The organism is Streptomyces sp. NPDC006393, from assembly GCF_040628575.1.
In the GTDB taxonomy this organism is placed as follows: domain Bacteria; phylum Actinomycetota; class Actinomycetes; order Streptomycetales; family Streptomycetaceae; genus Streptomyces.
In genome coordinates this window covers 20,220-37,416 of the sequence record NZ_JBEXZD010000037.1, presented here as the reverse complement: position 1 = coordinate 37,416, position 17,197 = coordinate 20,220, and the positions used below count along the sequence as shown (strand labels likewise).

The 17,197-nt window shown below is 70.1% G+C and carries 19 protein-coding genes and 1 tRNA gene; 8 read left to right on the top strand and 12 right to left on the bottom strand.

Translation table 11 applies throughout. The features are described from left to right. Positions 1–83: 83 nt before the first annotated feature. Positions 84–506 carry a hypothetical protein gene (locus ABZ484_RS17735; protein ID WP_358866804.1) on the bottom strand — a complete coding sequence of 141 codons (423 nt, stop codon included), beginning with the start codon at positions 504–506 and terminating at the stop codon, positions 84–86. A gap of 212 nt (positions 507–718) precedes the next feature. On the opposite strand from ABZ484_RS17735, the gene ABZ484_RS17730 reads away from it, so the two are divergent. Next, positions 719–1,270 carry a YciI family protein gene (locus tag ABZ484_RS17730; protein WP_358866803.1) on the top strand — a complete coding sequence of 184 codons (552 nt, stop codon included), beginning with the start codon at positions 719–721 and terminating at the stop codon, positions 1,268–1,270. 42 nt (positions 1,271–1,312) lie between these two features. Here ABZ484_RS17730 and ABZ484_RS17725 read toward each other — a convergent pair whose 3' ends face one another. Further along, entirely contained in the window at positions 1,313–2,116 is an 804-nt protein-coding gene (locus ABZ484_RS17725; RefSeq protein WP_358866802.1) for an SAM-dependent methyltransferase, read from the bottom strand. 164 nt (positions 2,117–2,280) lie between these two features. Between ABZ484_RS17725 and ABZ484_RS17720 the strand changes: the two genes are divergently transcribed. Both ABZ484_RS17720 and ABZ484_RS17715 read left to right on the top strand, forming a co-directional pair. Next, positions 2,281–3,609, top strand: coding sequence for a hypothetical protein (locus ABZ484_RS17720; protein ID WP_358866801.1), 1,329 nt, complete (start codon positions 2,281–2,283; stop codon positions 3,607–3,609). Positions 3,610–3,752: 143 nt separating this feature from the next. Further along, positions 3,753–3,821, top strand: a tRNA-Ser gene (locus tag ABZ484_RS17715). Positions 3,822–3,967: 146 nt separating this feature from the next. Here the strand turns inward: ABZ484_RS17715 and ABZ484_RS17710 are convergent. From ABZ484_RS17710 to ABZ484_RS17690, 5 genes are all read right to left on the bottom strand, one after another. Continuing rightward, on the bottom strand, positions 3,968–4,561 hold the full coding sequence (locus tag ABZ484_RS17710) for a DUF4291 domain-containing protein (RefSeq protein ID WP_358866800.1): 594 nt from the start codon (positions 4,559–4,561) through the stop codon (positions 3,968–3,970). A 161-nt stretch (positions 4,562–4,722) separates the two neighbouring features. Next, positions 4,723–5,838, bottom strand: coding sequence for an MFS transporter (locus tag ABZ484_RS17705; RefSeq protein ID WP_358866839.1), 1,116 nt, complete (start codon positions 5,836–5,838; stop codon positions 4,723–4,725). Between the two features lie 333 nt (positions 5,839–6,171). After that, complete coding sequence (locus ABZ484_RS17700; RefSeq protein ID WP_358866799.1) at positions 6,172–6,648, bottom strand: (2Fe-2S)-binding protein; 477 nt, start codon at positions 6,646–6,648, stop codon at positions 6,172–6,174. 8 nt (positions 6,649–6,656) lie between these two features. Next, the gene (locus ABZ484_RS17695) at positions 6,657–8,996 is read right to left on the bottom strand and encodes a molybdopterin cofactor-binding domain-containing protein (protein ID WP_358866798.1); all 2,340 of its coding nucleotides are present in this window, start codon (positions 8,994–8,996) and stop codon (positions 6,657–6,659) included. Between the two features lie 191 nt (positions 8,997–9,187). Next, positions 9,188–9,580, bottom strand: a complete 393-nt coding sequence (locus tag ABZ484_RS17690) for a nuclear transport factor 2 family protein (protein ID WP_358866797.1) — start codon at positions 9,578–9,580, stop codon at positions 9,188–9,190. A gap of 158 nt (positions 9,581–9,738) precedes the next feature. Here ABZ484_RS17690 and ABZ484_RS17685 point away from each other — a divergent pair, with 158 nt between their 5' ends. After that, a complete protein-coding gene (locus ABZ484_RS17685) occupies positions 9,739–10,323 on the top strand; it encodes a PadR family transcriptional regulator (protein ID WP_358866796.1) in 585 nt (194 codons plus the stop codon). A 126-nt stretch (positions 10,324–10,449) separates the two neighbouring features. Next, the gene (locus ABZ484_RS17680; RefSeq protein WP_358866795.1) at positions 10,450–10,992 is read left to right on the top strand and encodes a GNAT family N-acetyltransferase; all 543 of its coding nucleotides are present in this window, start codon (positions 10,450–10,452) and stop codon (positions 10,990–10,992) included. A 320-nt stretch (positions 10,993–11,312) separates the two neighbouring features. Here the strand turns inward: ABZ484_RS17680 and ABZ484_RS17675 are convergent, their stop codons facing one another. Further along, a complete protein-coding gene (locus tag ABZ484_RS17675) occupies positions 11,313–11,489 on the bottom strand; it encodes a hypothetical protein (protein WP_358866794.1) in 177 nt (58 codons plus the stop codon). Between the two features lie 412 nt (positions 11,490–11,901). Between ABZ484_RS17675 and ABZ484_RS17670 the strand changes: the two genes are divergently transcribed. Next, positions 11,902–12,351, top strand: a complete 450-nt coding sequence (locus ABZ484_RS17670) for a hypothetical protein (protein WP_358866793.1) — start codon at positions 11,902–11,904, stop codon at positions 12,349–12,351. 222 nt (positions 12,352–12,573) lie between these two features. Then, on the top strand, positions 12,574–13,152 hold the full coding sequence (locus ABZ484_RS17665) for a DinB family protein (RefSeq protein WP_358866792.1): 579 nt from the start codon (positions 12,574–12,576) through the stop codon (positions 13,150–13,152). Positions 13,153–13,359: 207 nt separating this feature from the next. Here the strand turns inward: ABZ484_RS17665 and ABZ484_RS17660 are convergent, their stop codons facing one another. Continuing rightward, positions 13,360–13,509, bottom strand: a complete 150-nt coding sequence (locus tag ABZ484_RS17660) for a hypothetical protein (protein WP_358866791.1) — start codon at positions 13,507–13,509, stop codon at positions 13,360–13,362. A gap of 54 nt (positions 13,510–13,563) precedes the next feature. After that, positions 13,564–14,238 (bottom strand): TetR/AcrR family transcriptional regulator, encoded by a 675-nt coding sequence (locus ABZ484_RS17655; RefSeq protein ID WP_358866790.1) that lies wholly within the window; start codon positions 14,236–14,238, stop codon positions 13,564–13,566. Between ABZ484_RS17655 and ABZ484_RS17650 the strand changes: the two genes are divergently transcribed. Further along, entirely contained in the window at positions 14,203–16,008 is a 1,806-nt protein-coding gene (locus ABZ484_RS17650; RefSeq protein ID WP_358866838.1) for an FAD-dependent monooxygenase, read from the top strand. The two genes, ABZ484_RS17655 and ABZ484_RS17650, sit on opposite strands and share 36 nt — an antisense overlap. 81 nt (positions 16,009–16,089) lie before the next feature. Here the strand turns inward: ABZ484_RS17650 and ABZ484_RS17645 are convergent, their stop codons facing one another. Beyond that, positions 16,090–16,596 carry a GNAT family N-acetyltransferase gene (locus tag ABZ484_RS17645; protein ID WP_358866789.1) on the bottom strand — a complete coding sequence of 169 codons (507 nt, stop codon included), beginning with the start codon at positions 16,594–16,596 and terminating at the stop codon, positions 16,090–16,092. A 97-nt stretch (positions 16,597–16,693) separates the two neighbouring features. Continuing rightward, positions 16,694–17,173, bottom strand: coding sequence for a MerR family transcriptional regulator (locus ABZ484_RS17640; protein WP_358866837.1), 480 nt, complete (start codon positions 17,171–17,173; stop codon positions 16,694–16,696). Between the last annotated feature and the right edge of the window lie 24 nt (positions 17,174–17,197).

The following is a 17,197-nucleotide window of genomic DNA, read 5'->3' as shown; positions in this document are numbered from 1 at the left end:
TGGGTGGTCGCTGAGGGCGAACACCTTCAGACGGCTCGACCGTGCAGTGCGTGCCCTGTCCGGAGAGTCCGGCCCCCGGTCTTTTATCGGCCGACGCCGGTTTCGATATGGAACCGCGTGAGCGCGAACAGGATCAGGAGATCGAGTGCCATCATGGGGATGGCCCACGCCGGATAGTGCGGTACGAACATGAACTGCGTGATCAGGCTGGCTGCTACCACCGCCGCGCCGGCCCCGCGACCCCAGCTCTTGTCTGCGAGGACCGCCAGGCCGGTGATGACGAGCAGGACACCGACGACGAGGTGGATCACGCCCCATGTGGTCAGGTCGAACCAGTAGGTGTAGTGGGACGAGGTGGCGAACAGGCTGTCCTGTGCGATGCCGGACACGCCCATGAGGATGCTGAACGACCCGCTGAGCGTCATCATGGCCCCAGCGGCCAAGGAGGCGCCCTTGAGCGTATTGCTGCCGCGCCCTCGTAGCGCCTTGTCGGGTGTCGCTGTCATGTGCATCGCCTCCCTGCCGGCGCACTCAGCGACGCACAGTGCCGTACGCGAAGCCGACCACGCCTCGCTACCAGGATCGCCGTAATCGTTCGGTATCGCGACCGCGATCTCGCGACATGGCCGCCGCCCCACTGCTGGGGCCGGGAGGGACAGGCTTCGATCACAGTGAAACTCGCTCGCCCTCGATGCCTCTTCGAAGAGACCATACGGCCATGGAGTACCTCTGCTACCACCGCGACCGGCCCGGTTCCCTGCCACTGCGTGATGACCTGCTGGAAGAGCACTGGTCCTACATGGATCGGTACGCGAAGGAGATGATCGCCCGGGGCCCGACGCTCGCCGACGACGGCGACACACCCACCGGGAGCGTGCACATCCTCGACCTCGCCGATCCCGCCGCTGCCCGCGCGTTCGCCTTCGACGAGCCGAACTACCAGGCCGGCGTCTACCGGGACGTGCTGCTGCGACGGTGGCGCAACAGCCTGGGACGCACCATGTGGGACTTCCCCGGCGGCCGGACCGGCGGCAACCGGTATCTGGTGCTCGGCCTCGGCACGGGGCAAGCCGCCGACCTCACGGTGCCGCCCGACCGGGACGAGTTGATCGCCTACGGACCGTTGCTGTCCGACGACGGCGCAACCTGGCTGGGCACGGCGGCGCTGCTCCGGGCGCCTGACTCGGACGCGGCACGCGCCATCCTGACGCCGGAGCGGTACGCCGCCATCGAGGTGCACAACTGGCAGTTCGGCGGGCGGCCGTCCTGACCGAGCCATCGTCGCCGAGGGCGGTCGGTCCGGGATGAACTCCTACTCCTTCAGGCCCACCGCCCCGACGGCGTGGCCTTGCTCTTGAGTGATGTCCGTCGAGTCGGAGTCCGGCCGCCATTCGGCGGATCTGACCAAGCCCGGCTCGACCAGACGCAGCCCTCGCAGAAAACTCCCGATGTGCTCGGGTGCGCGGAGGTGATACGTATTGACGGACTGGGCGTTGTACCCCTCGACGGCCGCCTTGAGTTCTTCGTCGGTGTCCGTCCCGTCGCTCAGGACCACGTAGCTGCCCCGTGGCAGAGCATCGATCAACTGGGCCACGATCCGCTCGGGCTTCTCCTCGTCCGAGACCTGGCCCATGATGTTGAGCAGCATCAGGCCGATGGGCTCGTCGAAGTCCAGTGTGTGAGCCGCCCGGGCGAGGATCTTCTGCGGCTCGCGCACATCGGCATCGAGGTAGGCGCATTTTCCTTCGGGCGTACTGCGCAACAAGGCGTCCGCGTGGGCGAGGACGATGGGGTCGTTGTCCACGTAGACGATCTTGCTTTCGGGCGCGATGCCCTGCGCGACCTCATGGGTGTTGTTGGCGGTGGGCAACCCGGTACCGATGTCGAGGAACTGACGGATCCCGGCGTCGCGCGCCAGGAACCGCACCGTTCGGACCAGGAAGCGCCGTTGCACGCGGGCGAGGGCCGCGAATTCGGGGAAGGTCTGGAGGATCAGGTCGCCGGCCTGACTGTCCACCAGGTAGTGGTTCTTTCCGCCGAGCAGGTAGTCCCACACACGCGCGGAGTGCGGTCGGTCCGTCTGCAGTCTTGAGCCCCAGTCACCTCGGTCAGTCATGATCAAAGCATGACACACGGCAACCCCCAGGACCCCTCAACTGACGTACATCTACTCGTCATTGCTCGCGCCCTTCGTGGCTACGAGGTCATCACGAACGAGGCGGGCGAGTGGTGGGCTGGTTCGCGGGCGTTCTAGCGTGAGGAGGGACCCGGGGGGGCGCGATGAGGCATCGGTGGTGGCGAGGGCTACTGGCCGTGGTGGTGGGGCTGCTGCTGGCGGGCTGTTTCCCCCCGCAGCCGCCGATGTTCGGGGACGGGGAGTCCGTACCCGAGGAGGCTTCGCGTGTTCCGCTGCCGGTGCGGCCGGGCCCCGACGGCACCTGGGCGGTGAACGCCCCCGCGGCCGGCCTGCTCGGCCAGGGCCGCACGCTGGTCCGTCTGGACGTCACGGGGAACCGGGACCGGCGGCTGGCATTGCCGGCCGAGTTCGCCCTGACCTCGCACCAGCCCGGAGCGGCGCACTCCGCGCTCGTCCGTGGTGACCGGGTGGTGCTGGTCGGTGGCAGGGACGGCCGCCGGGGGCCGAGTGCGATCGCCGGACTCGACCCGGAGCTGGGGATCCTGACCTGGCGGCACGCCTTGCCGCCCGGCAGCCGGGTTTTCCTGTTCGAGGACGCCTTCGAGGTACTGACGTCGGTCTGCCGCCCCGGGTCCTGCCGCCTGACCGGCTGGGACGCCTGGTCGGGTGGGCGCCAGTGGACGCGCACGGTGTCCGGGGCGGTACGGGTCGTGGACGCCTGCCGGGTCGAGGCGCACGCCGCCGACGGCCGCTCCGGGGACGGCTGTGGGTTCCATCTGGTCTCGTCCGACCGTGTCGGCACCGTCGACGCGGAGGACGGCGGGCCGCACTGGCAGGCGGGGCTGCGGCCGCCCGAGGGCGTCGTCGACCGAATCATCAAGGACAACGACCGGGTCATCATGGTCACCGCACCGGCCAAGGGCACCTGCCGCGCCACCGTCCTCGCCGGCGGTGTGACATCCGGTGACGGGGACCGGGGCTGGCGGTACGGCTTCGTCTGGGACCAGCCTCAGGTCCCGCGCGACGCGCGCACCGGATGCCGCTGGGACCGCACGCTTCCGCTGATCGTCGGCCACCACATGGTTCTGCCCGACGCCAAAGGCGCCCTGGTCGTCGATCCCTACTTCGGCACCCTGCACCCCTCCCAGCGACTGGCCCCGGGCGAGTACCTGGTCACCGACGGCACCCCGCACGAGATCGTCCGCGCGCCGGGCCGCCCGGACCGGCTCCTGTACGAAGGCGCCGACCAGCTGGTCCGCCCCCACGGGCTGAGCCCGGCGGCGCGGTCCCTCACACTCGGCTTCTGGCAGGACGGCCGCCGACTGCTCCTGCTGGACTACAGGGACAACGCCCTCTGGAAGGGCACATCGGACTGCCAGGCGTTCACACAGTCCGACAAGGGCTTCGGCGGACCGCTCACGTACTGCGACGGCAACGACCTGGTGACCGTGCGTCCCGTGGACAAGGACTGACAGACCCACATGCGGGCGGCGACAGGTACCACCTGCCGGCGTACGGCGCGTCAGCCGGTGATCTGGCCGGGCCTTGGGCAGACGATGCTCCACCGGAAACCCGCGTGCGCTCGGCCCTGCTCGCCCGCTACCGTTCTCCATGTGCAGGTGCGCAGGCAGTGGCTACTTCTCCTGTCAAGAGCGTGACGCGGGTTCGAATCCCGCCGCCGGCTTCGCGCCGGTGTCGTCCAGCGGCCCAGGATGCGTATGTCGCCGCAGCCGACCTTGACCTCTGCACCTTCGGCACGAGCCGCCCGCCACGGGGGATTTCAGGCGGGCGGCTTCGTCGTGCTCAGCCCGCCCGATCGACGGGCCTGGCTCATTGACGCAGATGGGCCAGGTCCCCGTCGTTGACGGGATAGGGGCGTTCACGGGGCAGTAGTTGCCGTGCGGTGTCCAGGTCTCCGTCTCGTACATGCGCGTGGATCGTGTGGGCGAGCGAGGTGACGTCGGCGATGGAGACGATCCACTCATCGGCGTAGAGGTGTGCGGCTTCGCCGGCGAGGCCGAGTTGCAGCGACCGGTGGGCAAGCGGCTGAAGGCACAGGTCTCGTTCGGGGTCCCATTGCACCCGGGCCGGAGCTCGCTTCAATTGGCGCTTCCACATGGCGCGGTCGGCGTGGAGCCCGTGCTCGTAGTGGGACAGGCAGGCGTGTTTCAGTGCCCACTCGAAACCGTCACGGGAGATCTCGACGGCGAGGACGATGTCCTGCCCTTCTTTGGTGCCCCACCCGCAGCGGTACATCATCCACAGGAACGACGGCTTGATCCATGTCATCCGGTCCCGCCGCCACACAGCCGGGAAACGGCCCTCCCGGGCCGCCGGCAGGCCGATCTCCGGGGCGTACGCTTGGTAGACGGTGACCGTGGAGTCCGTGTGCAGGGCTCGAATCTGATACTTGGGTTCTGCCACAGGCACCAGGGTGGGCACACTGTTTGCCGCACGCCATCGAATTACGGCGGTGCGAGGCCGCCGAGCCCGCGAGGGCGGATGAGGGTGGCGGCGATGCCGACGGAGGCGAGCAGTGCGCGGTCTTGCGATCGTAGCGGCGGGGTGCGCGGGAGGCGGCATCCTCAACGGCGCTCGCGGGCGGCGGTCGCCCCGCCGAGCAGCACAGCGCAGGCCCCGACGGTCACCAGCCCGCCGGCGAGAAGGGTGCTCCGCACGTCGGCGAGCGGAAGGACCAGCCCCCCGAGCGCGGCGCCCGCTGCGATACCGGCGTTGTAGGAACCGGAGTTCGCCGCGAGTGCGATGTCCGTGCGGCGCGGTGCGCAACGCAACATCTCGTTCTGGGTGGTCATGAACACCGGCCCGAGCGCACCGCCCATCAGTATCAGGAACAGCACCGCCGCCGCGGGTTCGGCGCCGGCCGCGTACAGGCCGAGCATCCCCACTGCCTGCGTGGCTACCGCAGTGGCCAGTGCGGCGCGCGGAAAGCGGTCCACAAGCAGCCCGGTGATGCTCATCCCGGCCAGACACGCCACGCCGAAGGCCACGAACAGGACGCTGACCGCGTTCGGGGAGAACCCGCTCACGTCGCCCAGAAACTTCACGATGTAGGTGTAGCCGGTGAACGCCCCGGTGGCGGACAGAGTCCCGGCCGCCAGAACGGTCCCGAACCGGCGGGCGTCGGGACGGGTTCCGTACGCGGCCGGTTCCTCTTCCGGATGCGAGGTCGGCAGCAGAACGGCGATGGTCACGAGGGAGATGAGCCCCAGCACCGCCAGGCCGGCAACGGGCATCTGCCAGCCGCTCCGCCGGCCCAGCCAGGTCCCTGCGGGAACGCCGAGGACGAGGGCGAGGGACCCGGCGGCGGACAGCGCCCCGACCACACGCCCACGCACCTCGGACGTGAACAGGCCGACGGCGACCGGCCCCATCACCGCCCAGAACAGTGCCTGGGCGAGCGCGGTCAGCAGCCGCGCCACGAGGAGCAGCCCGTAGGAGGTCGCCCATGCCGCAACCAGACTGGACACGACGAGCGCGGCCAGCAGGCCCGTCAGCACATGACGCCGGGGCGCAGCCCGCACCGCGTGGGCCAGCGGCACAGACGCCACGGCCACCGTCACGCCGTAACCGGTGACCAGGAGACCGACCGCGGACGGGGACACCCGAAGGCTTTCGGAGATGAGCTCCAAGAGGCCGACCGGCAGGTTCTCCGCCGTGTTGAAGGTGAAGGCGGCCAGCATGAGGGCCACGAGCACCGCCGGGCCGTGCCATGGCGCCGGCTGCCTCGTACGCGCACGGCCTGTTCCCGCCCCCGCCTGTTGCGCCTGCTCCGTGGACCCGTCCATGGGATCAGCCCACCGGACGCACTGGAGGTGCCGCAACCGAGATCCTCTGCCCTCGGGCGAGTGCGCTCCGGCGATCTCGGCGAAGGCGAGACCGTCGGCAGGACTCAGCGCGGTCTGCCGGCGTTCCCGCTGCGCGAGCCCTCCTCTCTGCACGGTTGGAACGAGGGACGCCTCGAGCGGCCGGCCACACCCTCGGAGGCGGGGAGGTGCGAGCTCCAGCACGGCTCCTCAGTACTTCTTCGCACCGGCCTTGATCGCCTCGCGGATGCGGTGGTACGTGCCGCACCGGCAGACATTGCGGATCTCGTCCAGGTCCGCCTCACTGATCTCCCTGCCCTCCTCCCGGGCCTGGCGGACCTTGGCGACGGCCGTCATGATCTGTCCGGGCTGGCAGTAGCCGCACTGGGCGACGTCGTTCTCCAGCCAGGCCTCCTGCATCGGGTGCAGTTCCCTGCCCACGGTGGCGGGCAGGCCCTCGATGGTGGTGATCTCGTCGTCGGCGCCGATGTCCTTCACCGGCACCGAACACGGGTTGAAGGCCCGGCCGTTGATGTGGCTGGTGCAGGCCTGGCACACGCCCAGACCGCAGCCGTACTTCGGTCCGGTCACGCCGAGGACGTCGCGCAGCACCCACAGCAGCCGGACGTCGTCCTCGATGTCGACGGTCACCCGCTCGCCGTTGAGGATGAAGGTGTGTTCGGGCACGGTGGCTCCTAGTAGGCGCGGTCGAGGCCGTCGGTGGGCGACGCGGGGATGGGCGGGGTGGTGGGCAGCGGCTCGAAGCCGAGGGGGCCGTCGTGGTTGATCGGGAAGGTCGTCGGCATGGCGCCGGTGGCGCGGCCGTAGGCGCAGGCCACGGCGGCCGCTGTGGCGGGGACGCCCAACTCCCCGGCGCCGCCGGGCTGCCAGGTGGTGGGCGGCATGACGACGATCTCCAGCTCGGGCGGGGTGTTCCACTGGCGGGTGTAGAAGTAGTTGTCCCAACTTCCTTCCAGAAAGCGCCCGTTGTCGAGGTGGAGGCCGGAGCTGAGGATGATGGCGATGCCGTCCATGATGCCGCCCGTCATCTGTGCCTCGAGACCGCGGGGGTTGACGGCCAGGCCCACGTCGACGGCGCACACGACCTTGGTGACGCGGGGGCCCGTGCAGGCGTCGCGGATCTTGCGGCCGGTGGTCTGTGGCCGGCAGTCGATCTCGGCCAGGACGGCGACGCAGGCGTGGTACTCGGGGTGGAGCGCGATGCCCTGCGCCGTCCCCGCGGGCATGCTCCGGCCCCAGTCGCCGACCTCGGCGACCTTGTCCAGCACGGCCCGGGACCGATCGTCCTTCACGAAGGAGCGGCGGAAGGCGTACGGATCCTTCCCCATCCGCTTGGCCAGCTCGTCCACGACCAACTCCTGCGCGCATCGCACGTTCGGCGAGTAGATGTTGCGCATGGAGCCGGTGTTGAATCCCTTGTCGGTCTCGCTCAGCAACTGTGTGACGACACCGAAGTTGTACGGGGTCTGCTGGGTCAGCGCGAAGATCGTCTCCGAGAAGGTGAGGTCACCGACGGGCAGCCGGGCCGCCTCGGAGGTGATGATCTCGCCCACGCCGTGGCCGAAGTCGGTGGCGACGGAGGTGTGCCTCTGGTCGTAGGTGAGGACATTCCCCAGCGCATACGTGGCGCGCACCCGCGAGGTGGCCATCGGGTGGGCACGGCCCTGCCGGAAGTCGTCGGTACGGTGCCACATCACCTTGACCGGCTTGCCCATCGCCTTCGAGATCTCGGCGGCCTCGGCGGCGGCGTCGTGGAAGAGCTTGCGGCCGAAGGAGCCACCGCCCTCGGTGACATGGACCTTCACCGCGGAGACGGGAAGCCCCAGCTTCAGCGCGATCTGCTCCTGCGCGACGATCGGGGACTTCAGGCTCCCCCAGATCTCCGCCGATCCCTCGCGCACGTCGGCGATCGCGCAGTTCGTCTCCAGCGCACTGTTGCTGGCGAAGTGGAACGTGAAGCGGACGTCCACCGACCTGGTCAGCAGATCCAGGGAGGGCAGCGGGAGCTCTGCTCGGCGGAGTTCGTCACGGATCGTGGCGTCCGAGGCGCCCTCCGCACTCCCCGGCCCCCAGGAGACCTTCAGCGCGCGCACGGCGTCGATGCACTGGCCGAACGTACGGCCGCGGACGGCGACACCGGTGGAGACCGTCACCACATCGGTGATGCCGGGCATCGCCCGCACCTCTGCGAGATTGTCCACCGAGCGGACCGTGCCGTTGATCGTCGGCGGACGGCACACCATGGTCGGCAGCGCGTCCGGGACCCGCAGGTCCATCGCGAACCGCTTGCGCCCGGTCACCGCGTCGCGGGCGTCGATCCGCGGCTGGGCAGTGCCGATGACCTTGAAGTCGCCGGCCGCCTTGAGGGTGACCGACTCCTGACTCGTCGTCACGGACGCGGCCTTCTCCGCCAGGTCGCCATACGTCAGCGACCTTCCGGTCACCGCGGAGGTGATGACACCGGCCTTGGCGGTCAGGGTGCCCAGGGCCACCCCGAGTTCCAGGGCGGCCGCCTTCAACAGCCGGCCCCGGGCCACGGCGGCCGCCACCCGGATCGGCGTGAAGGTCGAGATCGTGGTGTTGGAACCGCCGGTGAGCTGGTTGAACAGCAGCTCGGGCCGCGCATCCGCGAGCGTGACCCGGATCCGCTCCAGCGGCAGGTCGAGCTCCTCGGCGATCAGCATCGCGCTGGAGGTGGTGATCCCCTGTCCCACCTCGGCCCGAGGCAGCGCGAAGGACGCCGTACCGTCCGGGTCGATCCGGATCGTGATCAGGTTCGCCGTCGGCAATGCCGCATGCGTGAGCATGTCGTTGAGGTCGTAGATCTCCGCCGGCCCCGGCAGGGACGGCACGACGGCTTCCGCCTCGTCCGGGGCGAGCGTCGCCTCGCCGAGTTCGGCGGCCACGGTCAGCGTCGAGGCGGCCAGCACATACCCGAGGAATCTCCGGCGCCCCGTCCCGACCGGCGCGTATGCTCCAGCCCGTCGCGCAGAGCGCTCGTCCGCGTTCGTCAACTGTCCTCCTGACCGGGCGGATTGCTCGTGTTCACCAACGGCTCCCTGCTGTGCTTCCGGTGCCGCTTCCTGCCTGAGGATCCTCTCGGTCGCGGGCGTCGGCAGGGAGTCCCGGGAGCATGGTGGTTCTCCAGTGGTACGGTGTCGGCCGTGCGGCGCGCAGGTGAAGATCCTCGGCAGGGCCGCCCGGGTCACCGCCCGCCCGCCTCCTGGGCGATCCGGTCGAACTGGGCTCCCATGGCCTCGGCGAGCGCCTTGGCGGCGGAGAGCGGCCGGACCATGACCAGGAAGTCGTCGATCTTCCCGTCCTTGTCGAAGTGGAGGAAGTCGCAGCCCTGGATCCGCCTGCCGTCGACGGTGGCGGTGAAGACGAAGGCATGGTCGCGGCCGTCCGCGTTCGCGATCTCTCGTACGTACGTGAAGTCCTCGAAGACGCGGGACACCCCGCGAAGGATCGCGGCGGTGATCGCCTTGCCCGAGTACGGCTTGAAGGCGACCGGGCTGGTGAACACGACATCCTCGGCCAGCAGGGCCTCCAGGGCGGCGTGGTCTCGGGTCTCGACGGCCTTGCGGAAAGGGTGCACCGGGCTCACCTCTAGTCAATTTATTGATTAGGTGCATCGGATACTATGATCGGGCCGCGCGGGTTGTCGACCCTCCTCCGCGGCGAGACGGCGGCACATCAGCACAGGTCCACCGTGGTCACATCCGCGAGTAATCAACGACGCGATAGCCTCCCGGCATGGCATTGCGCAACGCGGTGATGGCAGCGCTCCTCGAAGGAGAGGCGTCCGGCTACGACCTGGCCAAGGCGTTCGACGCCTCCGTCGCGAACTTCTGGATGGCCACCCCTCAGCAGCTCTACCGGGAGCTGGAGCGCATGGAGAGTGAGGGGCTGATCACCGCCCGGGTCGTCGAGCAGGAGCGTCGGCCGAACAAGCGGCTGTTCTCCCTCACCGAAGCCGGGATGGAGGCCGTACGCGCCTACGTCGCCGAACCGCCGGGCAGGCCGACGACGATCCGGGACGAGCTCCTGGTCAAGGTGCAGTGCGCGGACGTCGGCGACATCGAGGCCGTACGAGCGGCGATCAGCGAGCGCATGGAGTGGGCCACGGCCAAGCTCGCGCGCTACGAACGGCTGCGGGACCACCTCTTGAAGGGGCGCACGGAGGACGAGTACTTCGCCGGGGCCGAACGGATCGGGCCGTACCTGACGCTGGTGCGCGGCATGGCCTTCGAGCGGGAGAACATCCAGTGGGGCGAGATCGCGCTCCGCAGACTCGAGCGACGTGCGACGGCCACCGGCGGACGGGATCGCCCAGGCTGATGCCGGTGTCACTCAACGGCGCCGACCGGCCCGGGCGTTGCACAGACCCGGGAAAATACCGGTGAGCCGTTGGATGGCCCCCGGTTATCCTGCCTCGTCCCGAACAGGCCAGGGAGGTCCCGCAGCATGAGCAGCACCACGTCGTCCTTTCCCGAGCGGATCGAGCTCTCGGGGGAGGGTCTCGTCCTGCGCGACTGGACGGAGACGGACCTGGCCGCGATGCCGGAGCTGTTCGACCACCCCGACATCGCGTACTGGACACCGATCGTCTCCCCCTTCGACGAAGCGGCCGCCCGCGCACGGCTGGACCGGGACCGGCAGCTGCGGGCGGAGGGCACGGCCATCCTGCTCGCCATCACCGTCGACGGCGGCGCACCGCTCGGCGAGGTGATGCTGCGGCGTGCCCCCGAGGGCACAGAGCTCGGTTACGCGGTCGGCCCGGCGCACCGCGGCCAGGGCCTGGCGGCGCGGGCGGTACGGGTGATGGCGGCGTACGCGTTCGAGCAACTGGGCGCGGAGCAGGTGATCCTGGAGCTGGAGGCCGAAAACGCCGCCAGCGTCGCCGTGGCCACCAAGGCGGGCTTCACACTGCTCGACGTGCCGCTGATCGAAGGGGAGGAGAAAGGGCGGCCCTACGCCCTGCAGACGTGGGGTCTGCACCGCCCCTGAGCCGCGGGCGTCGACCAGCACCTCCGCATACCGTTCAGGACCGGATCCAGGGCGGTCCGCCTCCGGGGCGGGCATCATGCTCCCGAGGGCGCCGGGAGGTTCGGCGAGTGACCCGACGCTCCGCGCGGCACTGCAGGTTGCAGGGGTCGATGCACAACTTCTGCCGACGCCAGGGCCGGGTGATGCGGGTCGTCAGCTCCGTGGTGCCGGAGCGGGACCGACGACGTCTTGACGGTGAACCAGGAGACGATGCGCTGCCACCCGTCGCATCGCCGTCGATGGACGGCTCCGCCGGGGCCGCGACCGAGCGGCAGGTCTCTTCACCGTGCGCGTCGGCGGACCGTGAAGCCGCTTCCCACACCTGCGAAGTGCAGGGCCAGAACCGTGAGGCCGAGGAGCATGACATTGGTCGAGGTGAAGGTGTGGTTGGTCGAGATGTCCGCCGCGTCGATCAGAAAGGCGATGAAGAACAGGGCAGCGGAAACGATGGCCAGCATGGTTTTCGGTCTCCTCGTCGGGTGACGCCTGTGTGCCACTGCACTGCGCATTCCCACCGCCCGGCAACTCACACCGGCGGCGTCGCACAAGTCCGCCGAGTCATGGCGGGGAGGGCCCCGGGACATCCGGTGTCGCTCAGGGCACGAAGAACCCTGGCGACCGCTGTCCGGCAGCTGCCTTCGGCGGCAAGCCGGATTTCCTGAACGGACCGATGTTCCGCCTCGGCGACAATTCGAGGAATGAGAGAAATGGCGGTACTTAAACGAGGATCGCATCACCCGAATGACCCACCAATTCTACATATTATTTACCCTCTGTCCCAGCTCACAGCATTTTCGAACACAAAGGCGGGGCTGACGGGCCGTCGGACGGGTAAGCGCGTATTCAACGGCATCGAGGAAGGGGAAAGCCATGTCAGTGGAACCCGAACGTGCCGAAGCGAGTTCTGCCGCGGAGCACGTCGCCGAAACGATGATCACGTTGTGGCAACAGGCCCATGAGGACGTCGCCCCCACGGTTTCCGACGAGCAGATGCGCGTCCTGCTGGCCCTGGACGGCGGGCCGGCCGATTCTGACCGGATGGCCCGAGACCTCTGCGTCAGCGCTTCCTGGGCGGCCCGGTTGCTCGACCGCTTGGAGCTGCGCACGTTGGCACGGCGCCTGCCGTCCGGCGAGTTCGCCCTCACCGGCGCCGGAAAGTGTGTGCTCGAAGCGACACGTCAGCGCCGTCGTCAACTTCTGGAACAGACACTGGTGACAGCCGCACCAGCGGACCGCCCGGTACTGCGGGACACGTTCAACCAGCTGTACGGGGTGGTGAGTCCCCTGGCGCGGGTGCCTCGTAGCCGCTCGCCGCTCTGACCATCAGGACTTGATCAAGGCCGGGCAGCTCGCGGGCAGCAGCCCGAGCGCACTGAACAGCTGCTGCCCGCAGGTCCCACCCTCGCGCTGGAGAGCGGAGACCGCCACTCACGCGCGCCCCTTGGACGTACATCGTGATCACCCCGGTCTGCCGGCAGGCCGACCCTGTGCTGCCGGCTCAATTCGGTGGCGAGCGGAGTTGCCCCGCACGAGGATGCCCGCATGGACTCAGGCGAGCGCGTCGATGAAGCAGCGGTGACTCGGTGGACGCGGTCCACCGTCCACCCGGACATGTGGGTCGATCCGGACGAAGACCCTCGCGAGAGCGATGCGGAGAGCGTCGATGAACGCAGCGCGCTGCTCGACGGCCTGCGTCACTTCCGCCTCACCCTGGAGATGAAGTGCGCGGGCCTGGACCCGGAACAGATGGCCCTGCGCGCCGTACCACCGTCCACGATGTCCCTGCTCGGGCTCGTGCGTCACATGGCCGAGGACGAACGGCACTTTCGCCGGTTGGCCGGCCAGGACTCGCCCAGGATCTACCGCACCGCCGAAGACCGCGACGGCGAATGGAACGGCGCGACCGCCGACCCCGCGGTCGTGGAGGACGCCTGGCGTCGGTGGCGGGCCGAGATGGAACTGACCGACCGGTTCATCGCAGGCTTCCCGGACCTCGGCGCCCGGCCTGCCGGGGACGCGCAGCTACGCGACATCCTGGTGATGCAGATAACCGAGTACGCGCGGCACTGCGGCCACGCCGACCTCCTGCGCGAGCGCATCGACGGCCGAGTAGGCCAATGACCATCGCGACGGTCGGCGTAGTCGCCCTCCCTCACTGGTGCGGCGGCTCGGGTTCGCCGGGCTGAGCCCGCGGCGGTCTCGGCAGGCGGCTCACCGCGTTGCGGCGTGAAGGCCCGGTGGCGTGCGGCGACCGAGCGAGGTCGATGCGCCGAACTGCGTAGGCCGGGAACGGCGCGGCGCGCTCTGGATCGAACCGGGACGCGGCGATCAGCGGGCCGTGGATGCCCGCCTGCCGCAGATCGGCCCGGTCGATGTGCCAGGTGCGTACCGGGCGACCTCGCAGTCGACCAGGTGGCCGTGTTCGGCGACCAGGCGGTCACGGTCGATGGCGTCCGGGCGGGCCTCCCGCCTGCTCACGGCGGTGGTCTCCCGGGTCCTGGACGAGGACGGCCCCGTACGGGACCACGGCTGTCAGGCCAGTGGGCGCAGGCCGTTCTCCAGGAGGTCGAAGGCGTGCTGCGCGTCGGCGACCGCGCCCGGGTAGCGGGCGTCGGCGGGTTCGCCGAAGGCGAGGCGGTCGGCATTGTCGGAGGCCAGGGCCCACTGCACACCGACGATCTGGACGGCGGCCAGACGCGCCGTCAACTCCGTGGCCTCGGCGGTCTCCCGGAGTGCCTCGGCGAGCGCGCGTTCGGCACCCGACTTGAACCGCTCCATCCGAGCGACCAGGGAGGGCGCCGCGAGGATCATCCGGTGCACCCGGCGCACCTGGGGGTGGTCGTTGAGGCCGGTGATCGGGTCGCGGTCGCGAAGGCCGTCGAGGAAGTGCGCGCGCAGTGCGGCCAGTGGGGCCGTCCCGGGCGGGCGGGCCCGGACGACGCGGGCCGACTCGGTCTCGTGGTCGGCAAGGCGGTGCACGACCAGGTCTTCCTTGGAGGGGAAGTAGGCGAACAGGGTGCGCTTGGAGACCTCTGCCGCCTCGGCGACCTGGGCCACGGAGGTCTCGTTGAACCCCTGCTCCAGGAACAGGTGGATCGCGGCGTCGGAGATCGCGGCGCGGGTCCGCTGCTTCTTGCGCTCGCGCAGCCCTGGCTGCCCTGGCTGCCCTGACTGCCCCGACGGTCCTGGCTCCGATCTGCCTTCCACGCCGCCACGGTAGCAAAGTCTCCCCAGGTCGATTTCTGCACCTGGTATACATTTACCCTCGGGCGAGAAAGAGGAGAGTGCGCCATGGTGGATGAAGTCGCCGGGATCGAGGCCATCGAGACCCAGGTCGTCGAGGCCGAGGTCGTCGTCGTGGGAGGTGGGCCGACCGGGCTGATGCTGGCCTGCGAGCTGGCACAGGCAGGTGTGGACACGCTGGTCCTCGAGCAACTGGCGCAGCGCGTCGAGCAGGTGAAGGGTGGCGGTATCCAACCGCGCACCGCCGAGCTGCTGGAGATGCGCGGGCTGCTGGAACCGCTGGAGAAGCGGGCTCCGGCGCGCGGCCCGGTCGGCGGGCACTTCGCGACACTGCCGGTGCCGCTGGACTGCTCCCCCTGGAAGACCCGGCACCCCTACCCGATCGGGCTCCCCCAGTGGGAGATCGAAGAGGTGCTGGAGGAGCGCGCGACCGCGCTCGGCGCGCGGGTGCGGCGCGGCGCCGCGGTCACGGCGGTCGCCCAGGACGCCGACGGGGTCTCCGCGCGGACTGCGGACGAGTGCCGGGTGCGCGCGGGGTGGCTGGTGGCCTGCGACGGCGGGCACAGTACGGTACGGAGGCTGGTCGGGGCGTCCTTCCCGGGGCGGCCGGGCACCCGCCCGGGGGTACTGGCCGACGTACGGCTGTCCTCGGTGTCGGAGCTGGTGCCGCGCGAGATCGGACACATGAACACGATGATGCGCCAGGCGGGCGGCTACTGGGCGATGACCGTCCCGATGCGCGCGGGCTGGTACAGGGTCACCTTCGGGCCGCTCGGCGAGGGAGCGGTGGACCGCGACACCCCGGTCACCCGCGAGGAGATCGCCACCGCGCTGGAGGCGCTCTACGGACCGGAGACGGTGCTCGCCGAGGTGAAGAACTCCTCGCGGTTCACGGACGCCACCCGGCAGGTGGAGCAGTACCGCCAGGGACGTGTGCTGTTCGCCGGCGACGCCGCGCACATCCATCCGCCGCTCGGCGGTCAGGGGCTCAACCTCGGCGTCCAGGACGCGTTCAACCTCGGCTGGAAGCTGGCCGCGACCGTCCGGGGCCGCGCCCCCGAGGGCCTGCTGGACAGCTACCACACCGAGCGGCACCCGGTCGCAGCGCAGGTCCTCCACCACACCTCGGCGCAGCGGGTCCTCGCCGACCCGGACCCGAGCGCGGACGTGGCCGCGCTGCGTGACATCGTCGTCGACCTGCTACGGCTGCCCGACACCAACCGGCACCTGGCCGGCCTGGTCTCCGGCCTCGCACTGGCCTATCCGCTCCCGGGCGGCCCCGACGGCCCCGACGTCCCCGGCAGCTCCGACGAGTCCGGCGACTCCGGCAGCCCCGACGAGTCCGACGGCTCCGACGAGTCCGACGGCTCCGGCGAGTCCGGCGAGTCCGGCGAGTCCGGCGGCTCGGGCGAGTCCGGGAACCACCCGCTGGCCGGACACCGGGTACCGGACGTGGAGCTGGTCACCGCGGACGGCGACCATCCGGTGCGGCTTTCGGCGCTGTTCCGTGAGGGTCACGCGGTGCTGCTCGATCTGGCGGGGGCCCTACCGCGGGGACTGACGTTGCCGGAGCGGGTCGACGCCACCCGGGCCGGGTACGCCCTGGGTGCGGAACCGCTGGGCGCCGACGTACTGCTGATCCGCCCCGACGGCTACGTCTGCTGGGCCGCGACCGGCCCCGTCGCCCCCGACGCCCTGCTCGCCGCGATCGCCCGCCACCTCGTCAGGGCATGACACCGCCTGGGCTCCCGGGAGCGTGCGGCGCCTACGCGCTGGTTCCGACGGGTGAGCCGGCGCACCGACGGCGCCGTGGCGTCACAGTGACCGGCGCATGCAGACCCGCGGCCACCGGTCCAGGCCATGGGCCGCTTCACGCTCGCGGATCTTCCGCAGCCCGGGAGCAAGCCTGGTGTCGTCCATGAGCTGAAATCCACAGCGTGCGTAGTAGGGGGCGTTCCACGGGACCTGGGCGAATGTGGTGAGGGTCAGGGCGGGCGCGCCCTCGCCCATGGCGTGTGCCGCCAGATGGTCCAGCAGCGACCGACCGACGCCACGACGCGCGCTGTCCGGATGCACCGAGACCTGCTCGACATGGAGGTTCCCGTCGACGCGATCGGCGATCAGGTAGGCGACCGGGGCGTCGGCGTCGTCGGCCACGACCCAGGCCAGGCCGGCGTGCAGGTAGCGGGCGAGTTCACCGAGCGGGAGCGGCTCGTCCTCGGCGATCTCCGGCATACCGATGTCCCGGAAGCACCGCCCTGCGGCCCTCTCGATGTCCTGAAGGACGGGCAGCTCGTCCAAGGGCACTGCTCGGATGGACATGGACACATTCTCCACGGCGCACCGGATGGCGCCACTGATCAAGGGCCGACCACGTCAGCGCGTCCCACCGGCGCGGGCAGTGTGCCGCAGGCGACGATCAAGAAGATCTCCGAGTCCGCGCACCGAGCGGCTTTCCGCCTGGCGTCGGCGCGGGCGCCGGCACTCGGGTGCTGATCCGTTCGGCGACGAGCCGACGGTAGTTCGGGCACTGGGTGAAGTCCTCGTGCTCGCAGTTCAGGCCGCCCTCGATGAATTCCAGTGAAGCCTGGGCCGCCGCGATTCTCGATCGGAGCTCCTCGGCCTCGTGACGGAGGATCTCATGCCGGCCGGCGCGGTCGACGGTGGCGGACAGGCTCCTGATGGTGTCCAGACCGAGGCCGGCCCGCTTGCACAGGAGGATCACCGCCACGCTGGTGAGGTCGTCGGCACCGTAGCGGCGGCGCCCGCCCGCGTCGCGTCCGGGATTCAGCAGGCCCATCGACTCCCAGTGCCGCAGGACGTGCGTGGCCAGGCCGAACCGTGCCGCGAGGGCGCCGATGCTCATCGCTTCGGCGCCACTGTCTTCGCTTGACTTCATGCCGACATTAAGTCGCAGCCTGGC